Origin of the sequence: Pedobacter terrestris (assembly GCF_052343045.1) — a bacterium.
Classification (GTDB): domain Bacteria; phylum Bacteroidota; class Bacteroidia; order Sphingobacteriales; family Sphingobacteriaceae; genus Pedobacter.
Genome location: NZ_CP180264.1, coordinates 5046168 through 5070424, shown reverse-complemented (window position 1 = coordinate 5070424; position 24257 = coordinate 5046168). Strand labels below are relative to the sequence as shown.

At 35.2% G+C, this 24257-nt stretch carries 21 protein-coding genes; 1 reads left to right on the top strand and 20 read right to left on the bottom strand.

Going from position 1 to position 24257, the window contains the following annotated elements; all coding sequences use genetic code 11:
• Window positions 1-52 precede the first annotated feature (52 nt).
• Window positions 53-796, bottom strand: a complete 744-nt coding sequence (locus tag ACJVDH_RS21815; protein WP_443945519.1) for a segregation and condensation protein A — start codon at window positions 794-796, stop codon at window positions 53-55.
• 211 nt (window positions 797-1007) lie between these two features.
• On the opposite strand from ACJVDH_RS21815, the gene dxs reads away from it, so the two are divergent.
• Window positions 1008-2936 carry a 1-deoxy-D-xylulose-5-phosphate synthase gene (gene dxs / locus ACJVDH_RS21810; RefSeq protein WP_443945518.1) on the top strand — a complete coding sequence of 643 codons (1929 nt, stop codon included), beginning with the start codon at window positions 1008-1010 and terminating at the stop codon, window positions 2934-2936.
• A gap of 71 nt (window positions 2937-3007) precedes the next feature.
• Here the strand turns inward: dxs and ACJVDH_RS21805 are convergent, their stop codons facing one another.
• The 19 genes from ACJVDH_RS21805 to ACJVDH_RS21715 form a co-directional block, all read right to left on the bottom strand.
• A complete protein-coding gene (locus ACJVDH_RS21805) occupies window positions 3008-4399 on the bottom strand; it encodes an undecaprenyl-phosphate glucose phosphotransferase (protein WP_443945517.1) in 1392 nt (463 codons plus the stop codon).
• A gap of 156 nt (window positions 4400-4555) precedes the next feature.
• The gene (locus ACJVDH_RS21800; RefSeq protein WP_443945516.1) at window positions 4556-5638 is read right to left on the bottom strand and encodes a mannose-1-phosphate guanylyltransferase; all 1083 of its coding nucleotides are present in this window, start codon (window positions 5636-5638) and stop codon (window positions 4556-4558) included.
• A 22-nt stretch (window positions 5639-5660) separates the two neighbouring features.
• Entirely contained in the window at window positions 5661-6431 is a 771-nt protein-coding gene (locus tag ACJVDH_RS21795) for a WecB/TagA/CpsF family glycosyltransferase (RefSeq protein WP_443945515.1), read from the bottom strand.
• Complete coding sequence (locus ACJVDH_RS21790; protein ID WP_443945514.1) at window positions 6425-7519, bottom strand: glycosyltransferase family 4 protein; 1095 nt, start codon at window positions 7517-7519, stop codon at window positions 6425-6427. The genes ACJVDH_RS21795 and ACJVDH_RS21790 overlap by 7 nt, the downstream gene beginning before the upstream one ends.
• Complete coding sequence (locus ACJVDH_RS21785) at window positions 7516-8613, bottom strand: hypothetical protein (protein WP_443945513.1); 1098 nt, start codon at window positions 8611-8613, stop codon at window positions 7516-7518. Before ACJVDH_RS21785 ends, ACJVDH_RS21790 begins: the two co-directional genes overlap by 4 nt.
• Before the next feature lie 16 nt (window positions 8614-8629).
• Window positions 8630-9946, bottom strand: a complete 1317-nt coding sequence (locus ACJVDH_RS21780; protein ID WP_443945512.1) for a glycosyltransferase — start codon at window positions 9944-9946, stop codon at window positions 8630-8632.
• Between the two features lie 42 nt (window positions 9947-9988).
• Complete coding sequence (locus ACJVDH_RS21775) at window positions 9989-10867, bottom strand: alpha-1,2-fucosyltransferase (RefSeq protein ID WP_443945511.1); 879 nt, start codon at window positions 10865-10867, stop codon at window positions 9989-9991.
• A gap of 3 nt (window positions 10868-10870) precedes the next feature.
• Entirely contained in the window at window positions 10871-11347 is a 477-nt protein-coding gene (locus ACJVDH_RS21770) for an acyltransferase (RefSeq protein WP_443945510.1), read from the bottom strand.
• Window positions 11348-11480: 133 nt separating this feature from the next.
• Window positions 11481-12545, bottom strand: a complete 1065-nt coding sequence (locus ACJVDH_RS21765; RefSeq protein ID WP_443945509.1) for a glycosyltransferase family 2 protein — start codon at window positions 12543-12545, stop codon at window positions 11481-11483.
• Window positions 12529-13848: a hypothetical protein gene (locus ACJVDH_RS21760; RefSeq protein ID WP_443945508.1), complete on the bottom strand. Its 1320-nt coding sequence runs from the start codon at window positions 13846-13848 to the stop codon at window positions 12529-12531. The genes ACJVDH_RS21765 and ACJVDH_RS21760 overlap by 17 nt, the downstream gene beginning before the upstream one ends.
• Window positions 13849-13863: 15 nt before the next feature.
• Window positions 13864-15129 (bottom strand): lipopolysaccharide biosynthesis protein RfbH, encoded by a 1266-nt coding sequence (gene rfbH / locus ACJVDH_RS21755; RefSeq protein WP_443945507.1) that lies wholly within the window; start codon window positions 15127-15129, stop codon window positions 13864-13866.
• Window positions 15130-15136: 7 nt separating this feature from the next.
• Window positions 15137-16027 carry an NAD-dependent epimerase/dehydratase family protein gene (locus tag ACJVDH_RS21750; protein ID WP_443945506.1) on the bottom strand — a complete coding sequence of 297 codons (891 nt, stop codon included), beginning with the start codon at window positions 16025-16027 and terminating at the stop codon, window positions 15137-15139.
• The gene (rfbG, locus tag ACJVDH_RS21745) at window positions 16015-17106 is read right to left on the bottom strand and encodes a CDP-glucose 4,6-dehydratase (RefSeq protein WP_443945505.1); all 1092 of its coding nucleotides are present in this window, start codon (window positions 17104-17106) and stop codon (window positions 16015-16017) included. The genes ACJVDH_RS21750 and rfbG overlap by 13 nt, the downstream gene beginning before the upstream one ends.
• A gap of 1 nt (window position 17107) precedes the next feature.
• Window positions 17108-17884: a glucose-1-phosphate cytidylyltransferase gene (gene rfbF / locus ACJVDH_RS21740; protein ID WP_443945504.1), complete on the bottom strand. Its 777-nt coding sequence runs from the start codon at window positions 17882-17884 to the stop codon at window positions 17108-17110.
• A gap of 9 nt (window positions 17885-17893) precedes the next feature.
• Window positions 17894-18925, bottom strand: coding sequence for an FAD-binding oxidoreductase (locus ACJVDH_RS21735; protein WP_443945503.1), 1032 nt, complete (start codon window positions 18923-18925; stop codon window positions 17894-17896).
• Window positions 18926-19876: a GDP-L-fucose synthase family protein gene (locus ACJVDH_RS21730; protein WP_443945502.1), complete on the bottom strand. Its 951-nt coding sequence runs from the start codon at window positions 19874-19876 to the stop codon at window positions 18926-18928.
• The gene (gmd, locus tag ACJVDH_RS21725; RefSeq protein WP_443945501.1) at window positions 19876-21003 is read right to left on the bottom strand and encodes a GDP-mannose 4,6-dehydratase; all 1128 of its coding nucleotides are present in this window, start codon (window positions 21001-21003) and stop codon (window positions 19876-19878) included. The genes ACJVDH_RS21730 and gmd overlap by 1 nt, the downstream gene beginning before the upstream one ends.
• Before the next feature lie 13 nt (window positions 21004-21016).
• On the bottom strand, window positions 21017-23374 hold the full coding sequence (locus ACJVDH_RS21720; protein ID WP_443945500.1) for a GumC family protein: 2358 nt from the start codon (window positions 23372-23374) through the stop codon (window positions 21017-21019).
• Window positions 23375-23389: 15 nt separating this feature from the next.
• Window positions 23390-24199, bottom strand: coding sequence for a polysaccharide biosynthesis/export family protein (locus ACJVDH_RS21715; protein ID WP_443945499.1), 810 nt, complete (start codon window positions 24197-24199; stop codon window positions 23390-23392).
• Window positions 24200-24257 lie beyond the last annotated feature (58 nt).

The window sequence follows — 24257 nt, the reverse complement described above, 5'->3', positions numbered from 1 at the left end:
AACTAAACGCTAAAACCACTGATACCCGTTTTCATAAAGGATCGCGGTCTGTTTAATTTACGGCTTTGACGTTGAAGTTATTGTAGCCACTACCGATATTGATTTCTACAATTTGCTGCTGCAGCATTTCTAAAATGGCCAGGAAGTTATACACAAAGTGCACTTTGTTTTCTGAGTTTTTAAGGACAAAGGCGAAATCAATTTGTTTATTGATATCCAGCAGATTGGCAATAAAATGTTTTTGCTGCTCTATTGTATAAGGATATTGTACAACGGTGTGTTTCACTTCTTCACTACGCAATTCGTATTTCTGCATAGAGCGGTTATACACTATTAATAAACGATACAGATCAAGCGAAAGCAATTCATCTTGATGGCTGGAAGATTCTGCAGCCAAACTCAGGTCATAATCAATATTGCCGCGGCGTTCCAGTTTTAATCGCCCATCTTCAAATACCTTCAACTCTTCAGAAACAGTTTTAAACTGTTTATAGGCAATCAATCGGGCAATCAAATCTTGTTCGGGATTCAATTCGTTTCCGGCCCCATCCAACTCTATACGCGGCAAAAGCATTTTAGATTTTATCCGCATCAGCGTTGCAGCAACCAAAATAAACTCGCTTGCCACTTCAACATTTAAAGCCAAAAGTTGATGAATATAAGACAGAAAATCGTTGGTAATTTTTGAGATCTCCACATCCTGAATATTCAGTTCATCGCGTTCAATAAAGAACAACAACAAATCGAATGGGCCTTCGAATATTGGAAGTTTAATCTCAAAATTTTCTGCTTGCATGGACGGTGGCAAAAATAGGGAAAAAGATGGATAGATCGCCTAACTCTATCAAATTGAAGAACTGTTGCATTATTGTTTTTTGATAACTTGTCCTTCAGACATGCCGCGCGTAATTACCATACTTACACAAGACAATAAAACCCTTATTATTCTCTTCGATATTACAACAAAAATACCTTACTTTGTATCTTGTTTTTTACCAGAAAATTGAATGCAAGTAAAAGCTGGCCCACTATTATCAACAATTAACTATCCTGCTGACCTGAAGCAATATAGTGAAACTGACTTAGAACAAATAAGCCAGGAATTACGTCAATACATCATAGACATTGTAAGTGTAAATGGTGGGCACTTCGGTGCCAGTTTAGGCGTGGTAGAACTTACTGTTGCCTTACATTACGCCTTAAACACGCCTTACGACAAACTCGTTTGGGATGTTGGCCACCAGGCATACGGACATAAAATCCTAACCGGCCGCCGTGAGTTGTTTCACACCAACCGCGTATATAAAGGTATAAGCGGTTTCCCTAAAATCAGCGAAAGCGAATACGATACTTTTGGCGTTGGCCACTCTTCTACTTCCATTTCTGCTGCTTTAGGTATGGCTGTGGCTTCACAAATTAAGGGTGAAACCGATCGCCAGCATGTTGCTGTAATTGGTGATGGCGCAATGACTGCAGGTTTGGCTTTTGAAGGATTAAACCACGCCGGAATAGAAAACAGCAATGTTTTGGTTATCCTGAACGACAATTGCATGTCTATCGATCCGAATGTTGGTGCGCTGAAAGAATATTTGACGAGCATTACCATTTCGAAATCTTACAACCGTTTCCGCGACGACATTTCTCACGTACTTGCCAACCTTTCTAAACTTGGTCCAAATGCGCATAAGTATGTGAAAAAGATTGAGAAAAGCGTAAAAGGAACCTTATTAAAACAAAGCAATTTATTCGAAGCGCTCAATTTCCGTTACTTCGGCCCGGTTGATGGTCATGATGTGAAACGTTTAGCGCAGGTAATCAAAGAATTAAAAGATATCCCCGGACCAAAACTTTTGCACTGCGTAACGGTAAAGGGAAAAGGATTTGCACTGGCAGAAAAAGATCAAACCAAATGGCATGCGCCAGGCTTGTTCGACAAAATTACCGGAGAGATCAAAAAAAGTATTCCCGATAAACCGCAACCTCCAAAATACCAGGATGTGTTTGGACACACCATGGTTGAACTGGCAGAGGCGAATGATAAAATTGTTGGTATTACACCTGCAATGCCATCCGGATCGTCATTAAATATTATGATGAAAGCCATGCCGAAAAGGGCATTTGATGTGGGTATTGCTGAGCAGCATGCCGTAACTTTTTCAGCAGGTCTGGCTGCACAGGGGCTTTTGCCTTTTTGCAACATTTACTCCAGCTTTATGCAGAGGGCTTACGATCAGGTTATTCATGATGTAGCCATTCAGAAACTTAATGTGGTTTTCTGTTTAGATCGTGCGGGTTTAGCAGGTGCTGATGGTGCAACGCATCATGGCGCATATGACGTAGCTTTTATGCGTTGCATCCCCAATCTTGTGGTTTCTTCTCCTATGAACGAGGAAGAACTTCGGAATTTGATGTTTACTGCTCAGCAGGATAATATTGGTCCGTTTGTGATTCGCTATCCTCGCGGAAATGGCGTTATGCCCGATTGGAAACGTCCATTTAAGGCATTGGAAATTGGCAAAGGCCGAAAAATTACTGATGGTGAAGACGTAGCAGTTTTAACATTAGGTCATGTTGGTAACTTCGTAGTAGAAGCACAAAATGAATTAAACAGCGAGGGTTATTATCCTGCGCACTACGATTTACGTTTTGCAAAACCTTTAGATGCATCAATGCTGCACGAAGTTTTCGCAAAATATAAAAACATTATTACCGTTGAAGACGGCTGTTTACAAGGTGGTGTAGGTTCTGCGATTTTAGAATTTATGGCCGATCACGGTTACAACAGTAATATTGTACGTTTGGGTATTCCGGATGAATTTATCGAACATGGCGAGCAACCAGAACTCTGGGCAGAATGCGGCTATGATAAAGCCACAATTGTTGCAACCGTTAAGAAACTCGGAATAAAAAGAACAACAAATAGTATGGCAGGTTAAATAAATAAACCATAAAAAAAGGGACTCAATCAACATTGAGTCCCTTTTGTATTTTAGTAAAATATCTAATTTTAGTACGCGTTTTCTTCTCCTTTTGCCATGTTGATAACAGTCATGAAGATAATTTTAACATCGAGCATGGCGCTCCAGTTTTCGAGGTACCAGATATCGTGTTCTACCCGTTTAACCATCTTATAATCTTCTTTGGTTTCTCCGCGGAATCCATTTACTTGCGCCCAACCCGTAATTCCTGGTTTTAAAAAGTGACGCACCATAAACTGATCTACAATTCCCTTATATTGTTCTGTATGGCTCAACATATGCGGCCGCGGACCAACAACGCTCATATGCCCCATAAATACGTTAAAGAACTGTGGCAATTCGTCTAAACTCGATTTACGCAAAAACTTACCGATTGGTGTAATCCGATCATCGTTTTTACTCGCCTGGCGTTTATCGCTATCGTTGTTCATTCGCATACTCCTGAATTTGAAACACCAAAAAGGTTCATCATCACGTCCACTACGCAATTGCTTGAACAAAACAGGGCCTTTGCTTTGCAACTTTATTAAAAGCGCGATGATTGGATACAACCAGCTTAATACAAACAAGATGACCATTCCGCTGAAGATAATATCGATCAAACGCTTTTTAAATCGGTTATGTACTTTTTCAAGAGGCTCAGAACGCAGTGAAATCACCGGAAATTCATTTCCTAAATAACTTACGGTATATGGCGACAATAATGCACCACTGATATCAGGTATAAATTTCAAACGCACACATTGGCGTTCTGCTTCTTCTGTTAATAAAGTCATATCAGCCATACGCTCCGGCGCAATGGTTACATAGATATCTTTCACACCTTTATCCAAAGCCATTTTAAACTGTTGTCCAACGATCTCAGAAATTTGCCCATCACGATCGAGGTAGTCACTAGGAACATCATTTAGAAAGCCGTGAAACTCAATGTACCGCTGCTTTTCGAAATAATCTGCCAATTGCAAGCCTGTTGCATTGTTTCCTAAAATCGCAACAGATTTTACACCTCTCAAATGATTGAATAACAGAAATTGAAAAGACGTGCCCACAAAACGATTAATTAAAAACAAAAGCCCTAATGATCCGTAAAAAACCAAAAGAAACGATCTTGAAAAATCATTTTGTTTAGAGAAGAAAAGATAGATTGAAAATAGAATTCCATGCAAAACCACACTTTTCCAGGTGCCCCGATAAATTCTTTCTATTCTGCGCGATCCGTATTCTGTATATAAACCAAACGATGTGGTACTTACAATCCAAATCAGGTTACAGACTACGATGTAGTGCCATTGCAATTCAGATGTTACAGCCTTTCCTAGGTAACCAGTAAATTCGTAGGCAAAAAAGTACACCAAATTCACCATTACCAAATCTGTAATGGGTAGAATATACTTTAAAATGAATAAGTAACGTGTTTGCATAAGCAATTAGAATTTAGTTCGGGATAGAAATTGTGAACTTATCGCTAGTCCACAATTTCCATGCCCAATAATAGCGCTAAGTTACACAAATTGTTTTAGAGTGTATTTATTCTATCTACAGAAAAGAGTAACCGATAATTCTAAAGCTCAACTACTTTAGGAAAATATCTCACCGAACTTCGCCACTACATTTTGAGAAACCTTTTTAATTTCTTGTTCCTCGTTTTTTGGATAAATCATTAAGACCTCACCATCATCCACAATGATAAAATTTTCAAGCCCACGGATGACAGCAACTTTATTCTTCGGCAAATGTACAATGCAGTTATGTGTATCTTTAATATCGAACTTTTCAACATTAATCACATTTTTATGTTCGTCTTTTTCTGCTACTTCATGTAATGACGCCCAAGTGCCTAAATCAGACCAACCAATGTCCGCAGGAATGGTATAAATATTATCTGCCTTTTCTAAAATCGCATAATCAATGGATATATTCGGACAGGTTGGATAATGCTCAGCGATAAATTGCTGCTCTTCGTTTGTATTGTACAGGTTGTCTCCTTTGGTAAAAACTTCATCAATTTCTGAGGCATATTTTTGAAATGCATTTTTCAAACTTTTGGCAGACCAAATAAAAATACCTGCATTCCAAACGTAAGCACCGTCGGCTAAATATTCTTTTGCTTTATCTAAATTTGGTTTTTCCATGAAAGCGGAAACTTTTTTCAGCTCCGAGTTTGACTCTGTATTGTCAAATTTGATATAGCCATAACCTGTATCTGGTCTTGTTGGACTGATACCTAGAGTCACTAAAGCATCGTTCCGCTCCGTAAATTGCAAGGCCTGTTCTATCTTATTCAAAAAAACATTTTCCTTTAATATCAAATGATCTGAAGGTGCAACTACAATATTGGCATCCGGGTTTTGCTGTAATATCTTATAGGTAGCATATGCTATACATGGTGCAGTATTGTTACGGCTCGGCTCCAATAAAATGTTCTCCGTTAAAATATCAGGCAGTTGCTTTTGGACTAAATCTGCATAACTCGTATTTGTCAAGACGAAAATATTTTCATTCTGAGCTACATTCAGGAACCTTTTATAGGTAAGTTGTAAAAGAGATTCACCGGTTCCCAAGATGTCGATAAATTGTTTAGGGAAATGATTACGACTTTTTGGCCAAAAACGGGAACCGACGCCGCCGGCCATGATTAAGGTATATGTATTAGTTTTCACGATATCTATTTTTTATAATGCATCATTTGGATTCTCTAAATAGAATTTGAACAAAAGCCCAACTATCAATGAAGTACCTTTTAAACAACCTTGTTGGTTCGTTCATAAATCTAAACAACCACTCGGCTCCAATTTTTTGCCAAAACAGGGGTGCCCTTTTTTTTATATGTAAATAAAATTCAAAAGATGCTCCAAGCATGCAAAATAAAGGCATCGGCTGACTAGGTATTTTCTTTAAAGACTCATAAATCCTTAAAGCAATAATATCTTGTTTAGGAAAACCTAACCCAATAAATACCACATAAGTCTTTTTACTTAGGATAACTTCAATACAATCTAAAACAATTTTATCAATTATAGTATTGTCATCAGCTGAAAAAAATGGCATAGTTAGAGATTCAACATTAGGTGATTCTTTTTTTAGCTTTATTGAAATTTCGTCGGAGCTTGATAAGACTAAAATATTTTTTGATAAAAAAATCGACTTCCTCCATAATATAGGGAATAAATCACTACCAGTAAGTCGCGCAGATAAGTTCCTGTTAAAAAATCTCGAGGATAAAACAATCGGCATACCATCTGGCAAAATATATCTGGACTTAAGAAGTGCCTGTTTTAAATCGAAATTCTCACGTTTATTTAGTTTAACTAAATAATCAACGTTTGGTGTTATCAAGAATGGCAATTTATTTGAATCCCCAAAAGAGGTATTTTTTAATATATCATCCACCACTGACTTATTACTTTGTTCCGAAACAAAATCGTAACCAAGAAAGTTTATCCTATTTAGCATACTGACTTATATATATCTAATGTTTTTTCAACGCATTTGTTCCAGCTAAATTCTTCTACTCTTTGATATCCAGACTTAATCATTATTTCTTGCTTAGTAGTATCATTTAAAACCTCGAAAATATTCTTTGCATATTCATCTGCGCTAAGGGGATCATTTACGTATATACAAGCGCTCCCTCCAATTTCCGGCAATGAGGATGTTAATGAAGCTACAATTGGAGTGCCAACTGACATCGCCTCTAATAATGGAAAACCAAATCCCTCATACAACGAAGGAAAGACATATAACGAGGCATTTTTATATAAACCTAATAACTCTACATCAGAGACATACCCAGTAAAAATTATATTATCTAAAGTATCGGCTGGAATCTCAAGCTTATCTTTCCATCCGTTTCTACCAGTCAATATTAATTTATAATTTATATTATAATGTTGTTTCAGAATACAAAAAGCTTTTATTAACGTTTGAATATTCTTCCTCGGCTCTATTGTACCCACACTTAATATATATTTATCGGTACTATACTTACTATTCTCGTTATTCTGTTTCGAACGAAGCCTGTCGAAATCACCATCTAAAGCTTCATACACTACCGTTATTTGTTCGGCTGATAATCCTAGATGTTCTATTAAATCATCTTTTGAACTTTCAGATACAGTTATGAAATGATTTATTCTAGAAACTGAATGATTTAAAATGGGTCGATAATAGTATTTACCACCTTTTGAAATTGTCTGAGGGTATTTCCAGAATGTAGCATCATGAACAGTTACAATTGCTTTTCCTCTGTATAATAGACCAGGTGCGAAAGCAGGAAAATGTATTAAATCAAGATTTAATTTTTTTGAATGTAATGGAATCAGAATTTGATCCAATATAATCCTGTTTGCACTATGGAGATGTATAAGATTTAAATTATTTAACTCTTTTTTTAAAAAATCCGGGAACCCGTCTTGGATGAAAACATAAAACTCAAAATCAATTTCTTTTTCATTAATGGTTTTCAAAAAATTTATGACGTATTTCTCAATTCCTGTAAAAAATCCATTTCTTAGCAATGTCGCATCAAATCCAATTCTCATACTGGTAATTTTCTATAATAAAGGTAATAGGTAAAAACAAAAAAAAGCACTATCGGTAAGTTAAAGGTATGGAAAGGTATGATCAGCGTTACGGGTAAGAACGAAACAAATAGCATTGCAAAGTATATTTTTCTTTTTCTTAACAAATTTATGCCTACGTACGCCATAAATATTAATAAAACTGCGATGCCAGCATATCCATAATATAATCCGTAATTCAAAATCCAGCTTTCTACAAATTGATCAGAGAAGCCACCTCCAAATGGAGTATTCAAAATATAATCAATTGCATTAGACATAGATGCATTATGTGCTTGCGCAGAACCTTGCGAGTCCTCCATTTTAATAATCGAGTCGATTATAATAGTTACTGGTTCAAAAAATAAATATGCTAGGTATACAAATCCACTAATCAAGGCAATATAAAACCACTTGCTTTCATATATTAAATAGAAAACAAGAAACAATCCAAGTGAAACTATCGCTCCCCTCGTAATCGCTAAGGAAATGCATGCTACTAATAAAAACTTTAAAATAAAAAGGCCTTTTTTATGAATTGCGAATGTGAAAAAAAGCATTAATAATAAAAAATATGCATTAGCTAGTGGATTAAATAGTAGGCCATACAATCTATTAAAACCATTGGTCTTAAGTCCCAGATAATCATCACCTGAATAAATTTTGGCAGCCACTATCTCCCAGAAAAAAACATGGATAATGATAGATATTACAAGATAGGCAATCAAAAATTTTATTGGAATTTTGAATTGAAAATCAGAATCCTTAGCTACTGTTTTTCCTACTATTAAAGCTATTATTACATTTAAATGGAATATTATTTCTTTAAAATTTGTCGAGTCTTTAGCAATGCCAATTAAGAATAAAATCAACAGACTCAGAAATAAGATATAAAATTCAGCATTGAACTTGATCTTATGATTTCCAAATAATGAAGTTGCATAGTAGAACAGCAAAAAAAACACATTAAATAAAGGTAACAGGGGAATACCTATACTTAAAATATTGGTGATAATAGCTTGTATAATCCCAATAATTATGATTACAGAAAGTATATTGTTCTTTATATAAAGCATTAGCTTGATTAAATTCTTACTTTAAGTTAATAGAATCAATTCGATTTTCATTATAGAAAGTGTATTGATCCTTCAGCTCATTAATTAAGAAAATTTGATTTTCTGTACGTGAGTACTTTAATAAGAATTTTAACAATAGTGAATACTTATCTACCCCTATCAAGCCTTTTACCCTCTTCATAATATTTAGAACAATCTTAATCTTCCCTGAATATTTTGTTATACTCGTTGCTTTTAATTTATCCGTCTGATTTACTTTTGTCAACAGGTTGTTAGCTTTAAGTAATTGATACATTGTACCTTCGGTAATAGAAAAAGGGTCTCCAAGTTTGACTTGCATCTGTAACATACGTCTGAATAAACGACGATGGAATTGTGTTATAGGATACCCGTTATCATAGGTCCCATAGCTATATTTCCATTTTATGGTAGTATTAATTCCGTTATTAATGAGTGATGACCTATAGAGTTCTAATAAGGGAATCATATCAGGCCTATTAGATATATTTAGTACAGGGTGGTGTTTATGAATCACATTTTTATTATCTATATCGAATCCCGAGAAATGGAAAAAAGTTAACTCGTAACCCTTCTTCTGATCAGTTGAATTAATATAGAATTTTTGATCACCATCAATAATAATCTTCCTCTCATGTAAATTCCATATAGAGACATTATAGCCCATATTGTGCGATATATGTACATCATTAGGGAAATATGAAGGAACATAATCAATCCACTTTTGATCGGTATGTAGTCCATCCTGCTTGTCTGCATAACATTTATCAAAAAGCCGATTTTTCCACCATTCGATAAAGATTTTATAATTAGGATTCTGAGTATTTACAGCAATAAATCCTAAGTTAAATATGCCAACCCAAAGGATCATTTCTTCCGGTACCACACCTGAATAATTAACTTCAGGCGTAATATAGTGTGGAGTTAATACACATAATTTATCATCTAATGATTTAAATATAGGCGCTAATGAAGAAAACACACATATATCAGGATCGAAATAAATGATTTTTGCATTTTGATTAATACCGAAAAGATAATCTAAGCAAAATGGTTTTAATGCTGTACAGAACTCAGTGATATCATATTTATATGCTAAACTTGAATAATCCTTCAGCCCAAGTTCCTTGCATTCAATTATAACACAATCGTCAATCTCAAATTGTTGGCTCACTTCGAATTCATCAGCAACAAAAACATAAAATTCAGTATCAACTTGCCATTGGTCGTTATTTTTCTTTACTGATTCAACAAGTGTTTTTGCTAGCGCCAGATAATTTTTTGCAACAATTGTATATATAATATTTTTGTTCATCGTTATTTTTTCCCTTATGACCTTGAATAGGTTTCACTAAAATTAGTATTCTGTAATTTTTATCCAAGAATCCGGATATACATCAGTTTTAACATCATTGTTTAAATATCTAGAAGGAGAAATAACTATTTTTTCTGGATTTTTATTTAACCATGCTCCCCACCAGCTAAATGTACTGTTTGAAATAATATTATGATTACAATTTGACATCAGATACATATCTTTCCAAGAATTCTCTCCAGAATTAAAGGTTACGTAAGTTGAATTTTTCATGTTCAAATTATCTTTAACCCATGGAATATCATTTGAGAAAACGAAAAAATGTGGATTTATAACACTTTCTTCAATTTTTTTTATGGCATTTTCAAAATATGTTACCGTACACACGCCCCCAAATATATTAATATTATCTCCTTGTAAATAATCACCACGTCTGATGTGAATAGCAACGCTGTTTTCTGTTTTTATTTTATTTAGCATGGTAACATTATCTTCATCCTCTGGTTTAACAAATTCAAAGGATTTTGCTACTTTATCTTTAACCGATATAAAATATTTTTCACTTGGCCATCCACCAAAATAATACGTTATTCCACTTTTGCTCGGCATTAAATAATCTTTGTTAAAACTATAATCATATTTTTCCTTTATGATGTTAATTTTACGCTTCTTAAAGATATTTTTTAAAAAATTTACTAATTTAAGTTTCTCTGTTAGTAAAAATCTAAATAATACGTATAGAATACCCTTTTTTGCATTGGTTTCTATATTTATGTTGAATATTCTGCTCAGCTCTAAACCATTATGCTGGCGACAAAAATCTATATATTCCGTCCTTTTATCTATCTCTCTTTTTTGCAAATAAAATGCATATTGAGACATTTGATTTCCAAGTCCATTAAAAAAAACTACTACATCCATTATCTAATTAATATTATTCTCTCTAATAAACTTTGCTGGATTGCCTGCCCATATTTGATTGTCGGGTATGCTTTTGGAGACAACAGATCCAGCAGCAATTATAACATTCGAGCCTATTGTAACACCTTTTAGTATAATGCTGTCCATCCCAATAAATACATTATTATTTATAACAACTGGCGAACTTTTCATATTCTCTTCATCGTATTTTGTATGCCAATGCACTGGATTAAGAGAGTGGAAGTCTGTATCAACTATTGTAACACCACCTCCAATTAAAATATTATTACCTATAATTATTGATTGAGAGGAAACAATGGTCGCGTTGCTCATCCCAACACTATTTCCAATTTCAAGTTTTGCTCCAGAATAGACGACTATTTTGCATCGATTACTTTTACCCAGTGTAGCGAACCTTGCTTCATTTACCATTGCAAATTGGTCGCCAAAAATACATTGGGAATTATTATTTATTTCCATAAATGGAAGACCTACAGATCTAACAGTGCCGTGCTTAACATGATTAAGATTAAAGATTATCCTTGTTAAAACCGTAGTCGAAATAGCGTAACACTTTTGATATATGTGTTTCAAAAAGTGATAGAAACTAAATTTATGAGTATTTTGTTTTAAGTCTTGCATGCATTCTGGGACTAAGAAATTTTATAATATTTGAAGTTCCTCTACGTAATTGTGTTTTGAAAGATGACCCAACGTATAGATACATTCCTTTAAAAGTTTCTTTCGGATTTGATTTCAGAAAATTATAATATTTCTTTAGCGAAATCTTGTCTTTGTAATTGGAGCCGTGCCAAAAGTACCTTAAAGCATGTGGTATAGTGAGTTTTACATATTCGGCATAGCACTCAGCTAAAACTCGTTTGTCCAATCCTTTTGATTTATATAGGTCTATCAAATCTTTAATAATTACGATAAGGATATAACCTAATCTGTCCATCCATTCTCTTGCTCCTTCTAATACTAAAATGATTGGAGTATGAATATAGATTGCTTTTCTACCAAAAAAGGCATTGGCATAAACGACACAAAATACATAAGAATCTTCAACCGTACTTAAAAATTCACCGTGTGGTGTTACCGTAACTTGATTCCATACAGATCTTCTAAATACGCCAGCCATTAATTCGCCCATAAAAATACCTGAATATTTTGGCCTAATTAAATATTCCCACTTTTCAATATTTTCTATTACTAATTCTTTATTTCTTTTTGAAGGGTATAGCGAAGTATCAAAATTTTCATAAGCATCGTATTCTTTCAGATTTATACCTTGTAATTTAGTAAAGTAGAAATCAACGTCCTGATGTTTTTTTATCAATTCAACCAACCTGTCTATCGCACCATCAATTATGAAATCATCATCTCCGGTAATCCAGCAAAACTCACCCGATGCTTGTTCTACAACAGCAAGTATATTTCGTGACATGCCAATGTTTTCACTTTGGCGGATATATAGAAAATTTGGATGATGTTGAAATTCTCGAACAATGGAAGCTGTATCGTCAGTTGAGCAATTATCTGACACAACAACCTGTATAGAATCACTAAGGATTGTTTGATTGTAAATTGATCTTAAACAAGCCGACAAGTATCCTGCACGATTGTAAGTTGGAATGCAGATAGAAAGAATAATATTATGATTACCTGTGATTTGCATAATGTATATATGATCGGTACTTTTTCGTGAAAATATAAATAGTTAATGGTAGCGCTATTAGAAAATAAATACAATTCATGGCATATAAAACAACTCTCAAGTTATAGAAATACATAAAAAAGGTTACGGCAACAAAGACTAATATAGATTGAAATAAAATTGCCCACATCAAAGGCTCTTCTTTATGTGCCCTCATATATATAGAAAGAAAATTTATGGCAAGTTGCGGTATCTGTAATGTCATTAATAATATAACATCATATATCGGCAAAAACCGATCAGCATAGTGCGGCTGATATTTTCTTAAAATAATCAACATGAATACTGCCATAAAAAAAGCAAATGTTTGTAATGCTATACTTTGTTTAAATAAACGTTTGAAAAGTATATTTAAATCAGTATAATTAGCCTTAGCCACAAACATATTAATCAAAGGCACCTTTGCATTTACCAAAGCATTGGAGATTAATGTAATTGCACCAACAAGTGCGAGTGTAATGCCCAATTGCCCAGCTTCTACTTTTGTAGTAAACTTATATGCCGTAGGAATAAGAGTATTTAATATAAAATAAGCACTTATCCAAGAAACAGCATACTTAAGTTGCAAAGGCAATGTTTCTTTCAAAAAAGAATGTTGTTGTACATATTTGAACTCAGTTACCTGTTTCCAGAACATTTTTCCTCTAAAATAAAATATAATCATCGCCATAAAAACGCCAATTAAATTTCCATAAACAATAGCCCAAATACCAAACTTCAATGTTAACATTATCCAAGTTGTAATGGTACTAAGAGAGGAATATATCAAGGCATTAATTTGTGCCTCCTTAACTCTATTTACCCCAGCATATATAGCTTGAGAAAGACTTAACAACAGATCTATACCTCCAGCTATAGAATAAATAATCCATGCCCATTTAATACTTGGATCTTCTGATCTGAAAAAAAAAGAGCCAATTGCTGCCAATAAGATTATTGCTACAGGTACGACGATGGAGTAAAATCTGAAAGAAAACTTAATTAGCCCAAAAAAACGATTCAATTGTGTTTGACTACCATTTATTTGCCCCCCTTCTTCGCTCATCAGCGCAAATTCGTGGCTAACAAACTGTGTAATAATAGTCAAAAAGCCCAATTCAGCAAATATGGTTAATGCACTTAAGCTGCCAAATGCATACCATACCCCCTGAATTTTTGGGGTAAGAAAGGTAATTATAAAATAAAGCGATAACGGGCCTTTGATGACACCTATTGAACGATTTATTATAGTCCAAGCTATCGCTTTATCAACTTTATACTTCATCTTTTTAACAGATAATTAAGAATTTATATACTCTCTTATTACATCAGCGATGTAATCATAATGAGTCGCATCCAAGCCAGGCCATACGCCCAACCAAAAGGATTGATTCATGATAATGTCTGTATTTGTTAGGTCACCAACCACACGATGTTCAACATTTGCGTATGCAGGTTGACGCAATAGATTACCAGCAAATAATAATCTTGTTCCAATTTTTTTCTCTTCTAAATGTTGTACGAGCATATGACGATCATTTGAATCACCGTCTCTTAAAGTCATTAAAAATCCAAACCAGGAAGGCTCTGAATCTTTAGTTGGCTCTGGTAAAATGAAAACATCTTCAAACTCCTTCATTCTGTCATACAACAAAGCGAAATTTTCACGCCTTTTTGCAACAAACCGATCAATTTTCTTCATCTGCGATACACCCAAAGCAGCTTGCATATCCGTGACTTTCAAATTGAATCCTACGTGTGAGTATGTATATTTATGGTCATAACCATATGGTAAAGATCCTAATTGCTGTCCAAAGCGGCATCCACAGGTATTATCTTTACCAGGTTCACAGTAACAATCACGTCCCCAATCCCTAAAACTTTCCGCAAGTTTACTGAGTTCCGGATTGTTTACGATTACAGCACCACCTTCACCCATGGTAATGTGATGTGCAGGATAAAATGAAAAGGTAGAGATATCACCAAAAGTTCCGGTCTTTTTACCTTTATAAGTAGCGCCTAATGAATCGCAATCGTCTTCGATTACCCATAAATTGTATTTCTTTGCTACACGCATTACTTCATCCAATTCAAATGGATTACCCAAGGAGTGTGCAATCATGATCGCTTTTGTCTTAGGAGATACGGCTGCTTCAATCATATCAGCTTTCACATTGTGCGAAGCAACATCAACGTCAATAAAGACAGGTATAGCGCCAAATTGTACAATAGGATTCACTGTAGTTGGGAATCCTGCTGCAACCGTAATCACCTCATCTCCAGGTCTTATAGCCCGCTCACCTAATTTAGGTGAGGTGAGCGCATAAAATGCGACCAAATTTGCAGAAGAGCCTGAATTAACTAATAATGCTTTAGCAGCACCGAAATACTTGGCAAATTCAGATTCGAATTCTATAGCAAATCTTCCTGCAGTAAGCCATCCGTCTGCAACAGATTCCATACATAAAAGCAAATCATCCTCTTCAATAACTTTTCCCGTTACAGGAATATAGTCTACACCTGCAACTGCTGGTTTAAACGTTTTTAAATTAAAATCAATATTCATTTTGAACTTATTTTGTTAGTTTAATCATCTTAATAATTGCTGAACTTAAATCGTACTTAGCTTTCCAACCTGTTTTAGTAAGTTCAGATAAGTCAGCGAAGGAGTCTGGAATCTCTCCTACTCTATTTTGCAATGCCCCAAATTTCAATACGGACTTAGATCCTGTTAACTTTGCCATTTCTTCAACAAGATCCCTAACGCTGACTGATTTACCAAGACCTGTCTGGAATTCAATATAGCCTTTCTCATTGTTTGTCTTTTGCAGGATATTTACGAATGCTTCAGCTGCATCATCGACATAAACAAAGTCCCTTTTCTGATAACCATCTGTTAGTAAAATTTCAGGCTCGTTACGAACAAGTTGATTAAAAATTGCGGTAAAAAACTTTGAATCAGCATCATTTTCTCCAAAAATATGTTCAAGTCTAACATTTCTAACCGCTAGTAACCTTGATAAACCTTTGAGTAGCTTTTCCAAAATACGCTTAGAATCTGTATATTGATTTAAATAATCTTGTTCAAATTGAGGTTTGGCAAAAAAGGTATCTGCATTGATAAATAGTTTAAGCTCTTTTTTTAGTCCGTATTCAATCAATTGAATCGGGAAGATGACATTCGTTCTTAATAGTGTAGACAGAGGCTTATCTCTACCATATTCAGTTGCTGTATGAATAATGCTTGTAACATTATATAACTCAAACAGATCCTTTATATTTCCCCCATTTTCTTCAATAGTGAAAACTTCGCACTGCGATATTATATTTTTAATTCGCCATAGATTTGATGTTGTTCGCACTAGAATAACAGGGTTATACCCGATAGTCAATAGATTTTGTAATATTTTACTACCTAAAAAGCCTGTTGCTCCAGTAACGAGTATCTTTTCTATTGAGCCCATTCTATTTGATTTAATTTAGCGCTTTGAACATATTCATTTATTTGACCGACTCTAGACGAATAAATGTTTGCTTCGCTATTTAAATCATCCTTATAACCATTTAAAGTGAAGGCAACGGTAGCTTTAAAGCTTAATGCTGGCTTCCATTTTAGGTAATTAGAGGCTTTTGAAATGTCTAATTTTAATAATACTGCTTCATGTAACTTGCTGGTTCCTTCCGGAATAATGTAACCACCATCAGCATCTAAATGCAGCATTTCATCGATCAGTTCTTTTACCGAATAATTGGTCATATCTTCAGGTCCAAAATTCCATCCACCGCTAAAACCTTTACCTTTTGAATAGAGTTGTGCACCTAAATTCAAATAACCACTTAAGGGCTCTAACACATGTTGCCATGGCCGGGTAGCGTATGGGTTCCTAATTTCCAACTTACGTCCTTCTTTTACCGCACGAAAATAATCCGGCACAATGCGGTCCATCGCCCAATCCCCACCACCAATCACGTTACCCGCTCTGGCAGAGGCAATATTACAGGTGCCTTCAATATTGAAAAATGATTCCAGATATGAATTAGTGATCAACTCTGAGCAACCTTTCGAAGCACTATAAGGATCTTTTCCACCCATTGGATCGTTCTCTCTATAACCCCAAACCCATTCTTTATTGTCATAACATTTATCTGTAGTCACATTTACAGCAGCTTTAACAGAAGGGGTGGCTCTTACCGCTTCCCAGAAATTAACTGTACCCATCAAATTGGTATCAAACGTGCCTACGGGATCTTGATAAGACAATAAAACGAGGGGTTGCGCAGCCAGATGAAAAGCGAAATCAGGTTGCACCTCTTGAAAATAGTCTTTCAGTTTTTTACCATCACGTACATCACCTTCGTAATGGTTGATATGACTTTTTAGATTACAGATAACGAAATTATCCATTTCGGACTGTGGCAACAGTGCATAACCATACACATCTGCGCCTAATTCTTTAAGCCAGATCGCCATCCAGGACCCTTTGAAACCGGTATGTCCGGTTATAAGTACCTTTTTTCCTTGATATATATTCTGAAAACTCATCTTACCAGATTTTCCATTTTGCCTGACCAGTAGACCAAAGTTGCTCCAGTTCAATGCGATCTCTCAGTGCATCCATCGGTTTCCAAAAACCAGAATGTTTAAATGCGGCCAATTGACCGTCATTTGCGATTTCTTTTAGAGGTATATTTTCCCACTGAATTTCGTCCATGTCTCTTTCCAGATACTTGAAAATACCTGGTTCCAAAACGAAGAAACCACCATTAATCCACATGCCATCACCCTGCGGTTTTTCTACAAAGTGTTTAACGGCACCATGCTCGTCCATTTCAATATTACCGAAACGCCCGGGTGTCTGGATACTGGTCAACGTGGCCAATTTACCATGACTTTTATGAAACGCAACCAATTTAGTGATATCTATATCTGCAACACCATCCCCATAAGTAAGCATGAACGTTTCATCCTGCACATATTTTTGAATTTTTTTAATTCTACCAGCGGTATTGGTGGTTAAACCCGTATCCACTAAAGTAACTTTAAAAGATTCAGAATTGGAAAAGTGTACGTCAACCTTATTTTTCTCAATATCAATAGATACATCTGAATTATAGAGATAGTAGTTCAAAAAATACTCTTTAATGCTTTGGGCCTTGTATCCTAAACACAATACGAAATCATTATAGCCATAGGCTTCATATATTTTCATAATGTGCCATAAAATCGGCTTACCACCAATTTCAACCATTGGTTTTGGACGGGCTTCTGTTTCTTCCATCAGCCTGGTACCTAAACCGCCTGCAAGTATTACAACTTTCATATTTTTATCTTATATTTCTATATGTACATTCTCTGTTATCGGATGCGTGCAACAGAGCAAAAATTCGTCTTGTTCTAAGTCCACTCTTTGTTTGCTTAATCCGATCATCTTCGCATTACCCGTAACCAATTTTCCTTTACAGGTACTACAATTTCCTGTTTGGCATGAATAAGGTAATTCTAAATCTGCATTTAATGCGGCTTCCAGGATACTTTTCCCCTTAGCTACCTCTAATGTATGCAACTTGCCTTCGAAGGTTAATGAAATTTTCTGTGTGTACACATCTTCAAAATCCTTTGGATCTTTGATGAGTTCAAAGTCTTCTGAAAACACGTTGATTAAGGTTCCATATCTATTTTGTATGGCATTTTTTACAGATTCTTTCAACCCCGCTGGTCCACAAATATAATGTGCACAATTTTCAGGGGCAAGATCTTGATTTAGAATGCGAAGAGCTTTTTCCTGGTCAATCCGCCCTTGAATCAGATATGGATTCGCTTCATCAATGACTAATTTAGTATGAAAATGCCTGGTGGTCAATCGCTCAGCATACCGGATTTTTAAGGCGTGAATCTGATCTTTAAAAATGGTCGTTTCATGATTTCTATTGCCATAATTCAAATGGACATTAATATGCTCCGTAGAATTCAGAATATGCTTAATAATGGAAATTAAGGGGGTAATGCCACTACCTACTCCCCAAAAGTAAACATCAGTCAAATGATCATTTGGTTCAAAGACGAAATCACCCATAGGTGGCATAGCCTCAATTGAATCCCCCACTTTGATCATATCATTAATGTGATTGGAAACTAAACCATTTTCCACGCGTTTTATAGTGACTTCCAGAAATGAATCTACACCAGGACTAGAAGAAAAAGAATAAGGTCTGATATAACGCCTGCCATTAATTCGAAAAATTAAGGTTAAGTATTGCCCAGCTCGATATTTTATTTTCTTTAAGCCGGGTTGCTTAAAGCATAAGGTTACCGCGTCTTCGGTTTCCTTTCGAATTTCGGCAACCTTTAATGTATAATTCATTTATTCCAACGTTTTGTTCTTGAAATCGGTATAAGCAATTTGCAGGCCATCTTTAAGCGAAGTGGAGAACTTCCATCCTAAGCCATTAAGCTTATCAACGTTCATTAATTTTCGTGGTGTTCCATCTGGCTTAGTTAAATCGTATTCAATCTCACCTTCATAGCCAACAACATCTTTAATTTGATTTGCCAATTCTTCAATACTCAAATCAGCACCACAACCCACATTCACTAATCCGGGCTCATTGTAATGCTGCATTAAGAAAACACAGGCTTCCGCTAAATCATCTGCAAACAAAAATTCGCGTTTTGGTGTACCAGAACCCCAAATGGTTACACTTGGCAATTTCTGCTGCTTAGCTTCATGAAATCTTCTGATTAATGCCGGCAATACATGTGAATTCTGAGGATGATAATTATCATTTAAGCCATAAAGATTGGTGGGCATAACAGAGATATAGTTGCATCCATATTGATCTCTGTAAGCATCACACATTTTAATTCCTGCGATCTTTGCAATGGCATAAGGTTCGTTGGTTGGTTCTAATTCACCTGATAATAAGTATTCCTCTTTTAATGGCTGTGAGGCCATTTTAGGATAAATACAGGAGGAGCCTAAAAACATAAGCTTTTTTACACCCGCTTTTCTGGATGCCTCAATAATATTGCTTTGAATCATCAGGTTATCATACAGAAATTCTCCACGATATGTATTATTGGCGACAATCCCACCAACTTTTGCAGCCGCCAAAAAAACATATTCAGGCTGATTCTTATCAAACCAATCTGAAACGGCTTGCTGATTACGTAAATCTAAGGTTTTAGAATCAGCAACCAGAATATTCTGAAAACCTTCGCTTTCCAGCTTTCGCTTAATCGCAGAGCCTACCATCCCTTTGTGGCCAGCAACGTATATTTTAGAAAACTTATCTTTCAGATACAACTCTGTCATTACTCGTATTGATTTTTAATGGCATAGCCATGAGATTTTAAAAGTGTTTCTTTTTTGAAGTGATCTACATCAACAGCTACCATTTCTTTTACTAAAGCCGCTAAATCATATTTTGGTTTCCAGCCTAATTTAGTTTTGGACTTGGTTGGATCACCGATTAATAAATCAACCTCAGTAGGACGGAAGTAGGAAGGATCTACACCTACTACTTCAGTACCGATTGCCACCTGGAATTCAGGATTGGCACAAGCACCTACAAAACCTTTTTCTGCTACGCCTTCACCTTTAAAATCAATAGTGATTCCCACTTCAGCAAATGCCATACGGACAAATTCACGAACCTTAGTCGTTACACCTGTAGCGATTACATAATCTTCAGGTGTATCCTGCTGTAAAATTCGCCACATCGCTTCCACATAGTCTTTGGCATGTCCCCAGTCGCGCTCCGCTTCCAAATTGCCTAAAAACAATTTATCTTGTAAACCTTGTGCTATTTTCGCTACTGCTCGTGTAATCTTACGGGTTACAAATGTTTCACCTCTTAGAGGACTTTCATGGTTAAATAAGATCCCGTTACAGGCAAACATGTTATAAGCCTCACGGTAATTCTTTGTGATCCAAAATCCATAGATCTTGGCTACACCATAAGGAGAACGTGGATAAAATGGAGAATTTTCATCATAAAAACCCTTATCATTTTTATTTTCCGGCATGCCTCCATATAATTCAGAAGTTGATGCCTGGTAAATTCTAGTCTTTTTTTCTAAGCCTAATATCCTTACGGCTTCTAGGATACGTAAAGTTCCGATACCATCTACATTCGCTACATATTCCGGTGAATCAAAAGATACCTTTACGTGACTCATCGCACCTAAATTGTAAATTTCATCTGGCTGCACCTCTTGTACAATTCTGATTAGATTGGTAGAATCTGTTAGATCGCCATAATGCAGTTTAAATCTAACATCTTTGTCATGCGGATCTTGATACAAATGATCAATCCGATCGGTATTAAACAGTGAACTTCTTCTTTTAATACCATGAACCATATATCCCTTTTCCAATAACAGTTCTGCCAAATAGGCGCCATCTTGTCCTGTTATACCGGTAATTAGTGCAACTTTCATTAATAATTTTAGTTTAACTTTTTTTTAGGTTATCAAATACTTTTCTAAAGGTACTTTTTTCAACTTCTTGTCCATATGAACCGTAACCATAACCGTAACCATAATGTTTGTGGACTATGTCGTTGACTACTATACCCATATTTTTTAACTTCCCTGCAGTATACAACTCATCTACAATTTGTATTTGATCCTTTTGCGTCACCCCTTGTCTTACCAAATAAATTACAGCATCCGAATAATCTGCAAGTAATTGTGCATCAGTAATAATTCCGATAGGTGGCGCATCCATTAATATATAATCAAACTTCTGTTTGAGATCCTTAATTAAATCTGGAATATGAGCAGCAATTAAAGTCTCAGCAGGATTGGGAGGAAGTGGTCCTGACGAAATGATAAACATATTTTGATTCAAAGTTAAAGGCTTGATGATATTGCCGATGTTAAGCGTAGGGTCAATTGAATAATTACTAAATCCTACATCATTAGAAACACCTAACTTAGACGACAGTCCAGGTTTTCTTAAATCCAACTCCATTAATAAAACTTTTTTACCGGATAAAGCAAGAATACTGGCCAAATTAATTGCGGTGAAAGACTTTCCTTCGCCTGACATACTAGATGTTAGCAGAATTATCTTCCCATTTTCACCTTTCAAGAAAAACGATAAATTCGTTCTTAAAGCTCTAAATTGCTCTGAGATTGCTGATCTACCGCTACTCACTACGACGAGATTATCGTTGCTACTATTGTGACTTATTTCTCCAATTATTGGAACGGAGGTTCTTTCTACAATATCTTCTTTAGAGGATACTGAGGTACTTAATATTTCGATTAGAAACAGTAAACCGATTGGGATCAAAAGGCCTAATATAGTCCCCGTGGCATAAGCTAATCTCTTCTTTGGACTTATTGGATTAATAGCAGACTTAGGAGGGTCAATAGTTTTAGCAATTGATATGTTTGATGTCTTTGAAATAGCGGTTTCTTCTGCTTTCTGCATTAAAAAAATATACAATTCTTGTTTTATTTTTTGATTTCGAGCCAATTGCAAATAGTCCTTCTCGATTTCGGGAACACCAGAAATCTGAGAATTTGCTTGACTAAGTTGTTTTCTAAGCTTATCACGGCTAACTACAAATGTGTTTTTCGTACTTTGTATATTTGCCAGTATCCCTTGTCTTAGACTAGCTATTTGCTCATCGACATTACGAACGAAGGGACTTGTTTCTGTTACACTCAGCAATTGCTTATCTCTTTCTATTAACAAAGCATTGTATTGATTCATTAAACCAGAAAAAACCATATCCTGTGGAAGTAACGAAGCTGGAAACACCCTTTTATTCTTACTTTCGTCTCTCAAATAGTTTTCTAAATCGGATAAAATCGTTACTTGAGTTTCAGCTTTCGCCAATTCATCGCTAAATTGACTTGAACTTTGCACCAATAATTTACCTTGCTCAGTCATATCAGCCAAGTTGTTATTTCGCTTAAAACCCTCAACTTTATTTTCTACGTCTCCTAACTCGGTGGCGATAACATTTAATCTTTTTCTAATGAATTGTGTAGTACTATCAGCTATAATATTTTTATCCTCCAAATTCGTTGAAATATATTGGCTTATTAAAGCATTCAAAATATCCTCACCCTTTTTGGGCAAGCCATAAGATAAGTTCAGATCAATAATTGTCGATTTTTTATTGGTAAATTCTACTACAAGTTGTCTACTTAACTCATTTACCCTTTCATCAATTGATTTAATCGATACAAAATACTCAACATCTCCATAACTCATGGGCACTTCAGGCGGTGACATTAATACTTCTCCAACACCAGGAATAAGCAGTCTTTTGTTCCATTCGGTGATCTTATTAAATTTTTTTCCAGATAGACTAAATTTCTTACCTTTCAGTTTCTTAAAGGTTAATTTTGTAGATTTTATAGTATCGACACTGTTGAGAATAACCAATTTAAATGGGGAGAAATACAACTCTTTTTCGACTAGGCCTTCCTTCTTAGAATAACTTATATTAAGCTGCATTTTTCTAACAACCTGTTCCATCAAAAAACGAGTTTTTAGAATCTCGGCTTCATTATCCACAGAATTTTTACCTCCGATAATACTACTTAAATCCATTAATGCACCACTTTGTTTCCCCATACCTCCACCATCTTCATTGCTACTCACCAACACACGAGCACCTACTAAGTACATAGGAGGTGTTACTTTTATATAAAAAAAAGCTGCGAGTAAGCAGATACAAACGCTAAAAAGAAACCAATGCCATTTATCGGAAAGCTTAGTTAGGATTGATTTTAATTCAATTTGCTTTTCTTTATTATCGATCCTTTTATTTTCGCTATTAATATTCATGTATAAAAAATGATACTATCTAAAACTGGTTATTGCAACTACTATGACAGAAAGAACCGATGCGATAACACTAATGGTTTGAACTTGAGCGGAGTTTGAGGCAGAAACTTTCCTTTTATTCGGTTCAACATACACCACATCATTTTGTCGCAGATAATAATAAGGACTATCAAAGATCTTGGAGGAGTTCAAATCTAATCTTGCAAATTCCTTTTTACCATTATTATCCCTTACAATAAGAACGTTCTCTCTTCTTCCGTAAATCGTTAAATCTCCCGCTAAACTCAGCGCATCTAAAATAGTTACTTTTTCGTTGGGCAATGTGTAGGCGGAAGGCGCATTCACTTCTCCTAAAACACTCACTTTAAAATTAGCAAAACGTAATTGTACATTTGGTTCCTTGTAAACATCAGATACTTTACTCCTTATTAATTCCCTAGCTTCATAAGTTGTTAAACCAGAAACTTTCACCTTCCCTATAAGAGATAATTCAACATCTCCATTTTTATCAACGAGAAATCCCGAACTTTGTGTAGCTACACTATTGTTCGTATTACCACCTAAAACAGGATTATTTGCGGCTTGATTAACTACTACTCCAGTTTGCGGATTTAATGTAAATATGTTTATGCTCAAAATATCATCAGGCTGTATTGTGGGTTCAGTAAATTTAGTCGCATTTTCAAGTTGAGCTTGATTTACAGTTTGTATATCCTGAAAATATGCAATCTTCTTATTGCTCACACACGACGATAAAAGAATTACCATTAAAGCAAAAATATAAACCACTTGCTTTTTAATGTTTAAAGATTTATTATTTCTCATATAGTTACTAATAGACTTTCACACACATGTGCACAAACTGTGGTTAAAAATCATAAAA

Excerpts from the sequence above, each read along its gene's own strand:
- ACJVDH_RS21770 (WP_443945510.1), bottom strand. The coding sequence starts at position 11,347 with ATGGAAATAAATAATAATTCCCAATGTATTTTTGGCGACCAATTTGCA.
- ACJVDH_RS21815 (WP_443945519.1), bottom strand. The coding sequence starts at position 796 with ATGCAAGCAGAAAATTTTGAGATTAAACTTCCAATATTCGAAGGCCCA.
- ACJVDH_RS21730 (WP_443945502.1), bottom strand. The coding sequence starts at position 19,876 with ATGACAGAGTTGTATCTGAAAGATAAGTTTTCTAAAATATACGTTGCT.
- ACJVDH_RS21805 (WP_443945517.1), bottom strand. The coding sequence starts at position 4,399 with ATGCAAACACGTTACTTATTCATTTTAAAGTATATTCTACCCATTACA.
- ACJVDH_RS21750 (WP_443945506.1), bottom strand. The coding sequence starts at position 16,027 with ATGGGCTCAATAGAAAAGATACTCGTTACTGGAGCAACAGGCTTTTTA.
- ACJVDH_RS21720 (WP_443945500.1), bottom strand. The coding sequence starts at position 23,374 with ATGAATATTAATAGCGAAAATAAAAGGATCGATAATAAAGAAAAGCAA.
- rfbH (WP_443945507.1), bottom strand. The coding sequence starts at position 15,129 with ATGAATATTGATTTTAATTTAAAAACGTTTAAACCAGCAGTTGCAGGT.
- ACJVDH_RS21790 (WP_443945514.1), bottom strand. The coding sequence starts at position 7,519 with ATGAGAATTGGATTTGATGCGACATTGCTAAGAAATGGATTTTTTACA.
- ACJVDH_RS21765 (WP_443945509.1), bottom strand. The coding sequence starts at position 12,545 with ATGCAAATCACAGGTAATCATAATATTATTCTTTCTATCTGCATTCCA.
- ACJVDH_RS21715 (WP_443945499.1), bottom strand. The coding sequence starts at position 24,199 with ATGAGAAATAATAAATCTTTAAACATTAAAAAGCAAGTGGTTTATATT.
- dxs (WP_443945518.1), top strand. The coding sequence starts at position 1,008 with ATGCAAGTAAAAGCTGGCCCACTATTATCAACAATTAACTATCCTGCT.
- rfbF (WP_443945504.1), bottom strand. The coding sequence starts at position 17,884 with ATGAAAGTTGTAATACTTGCAGGCGGTTTAGGTACCAGGCTGATGGAA.
- ACJVDH_RS21760 (WP_443945508.1), bottom strand. The coding sequence starts at position 13,848 with ATGAAGTATAAAGTTGATAAAGCGATAGCTTGGACTATAATAAATCGT.
- ACJVDH_RS21785 (WP_443945513.1), bottom strand. The coding sequence starts at position 8,613 with ATGCTTTATATAAAGAACAATATACTTTCTGTAATCATAATTATTGGG.
- ACJVDH_RS21735 (WP_443945503.1), bottom strand. The coding sequence starts at position 18,925 with ATGAATTATACATTAAAGGTTGCCGAAATTCGAAAGGAAACCGAAGAC.
- ACJVDH_RS21780 (WP_443945512.1), bottom strand. The coding sequence starts at position 9,946 with ATGAACAAAAATATTATATATACAATTGTTGCAAAAAATTATCTGGCG.
- gmd (WP_443945501.1), bottom strand. The coding sequence starts at position 21,003 with ATGAAAGTTGCACTAATTACCGGTATAACAGGACAAGATGGCGCCTAT.
- ACJVDH_RS21795 (WP_443945515.1), bottom strand. The coding sequence starts at position 6,431 with ATGCTAAATAGGATAAACTTTCTTGGTTACGATTTTGTTTCGGAACAA.
- rfbG (WP_443945505.1), bottom strand. The coding sequence starts at position 17,106 with ATGAGTTTTCAGAATATATATCAAGGAAAAAAGGTACTTATAACCGGA.
- ACJVDH_RS21775 (WP_443945511.1), bottom strand. The coding sequence starts at position 10,867 with ATGGATGTAGTAGTTTTTTTTAATGGACTTGGAAATCAAATGTCTCAA.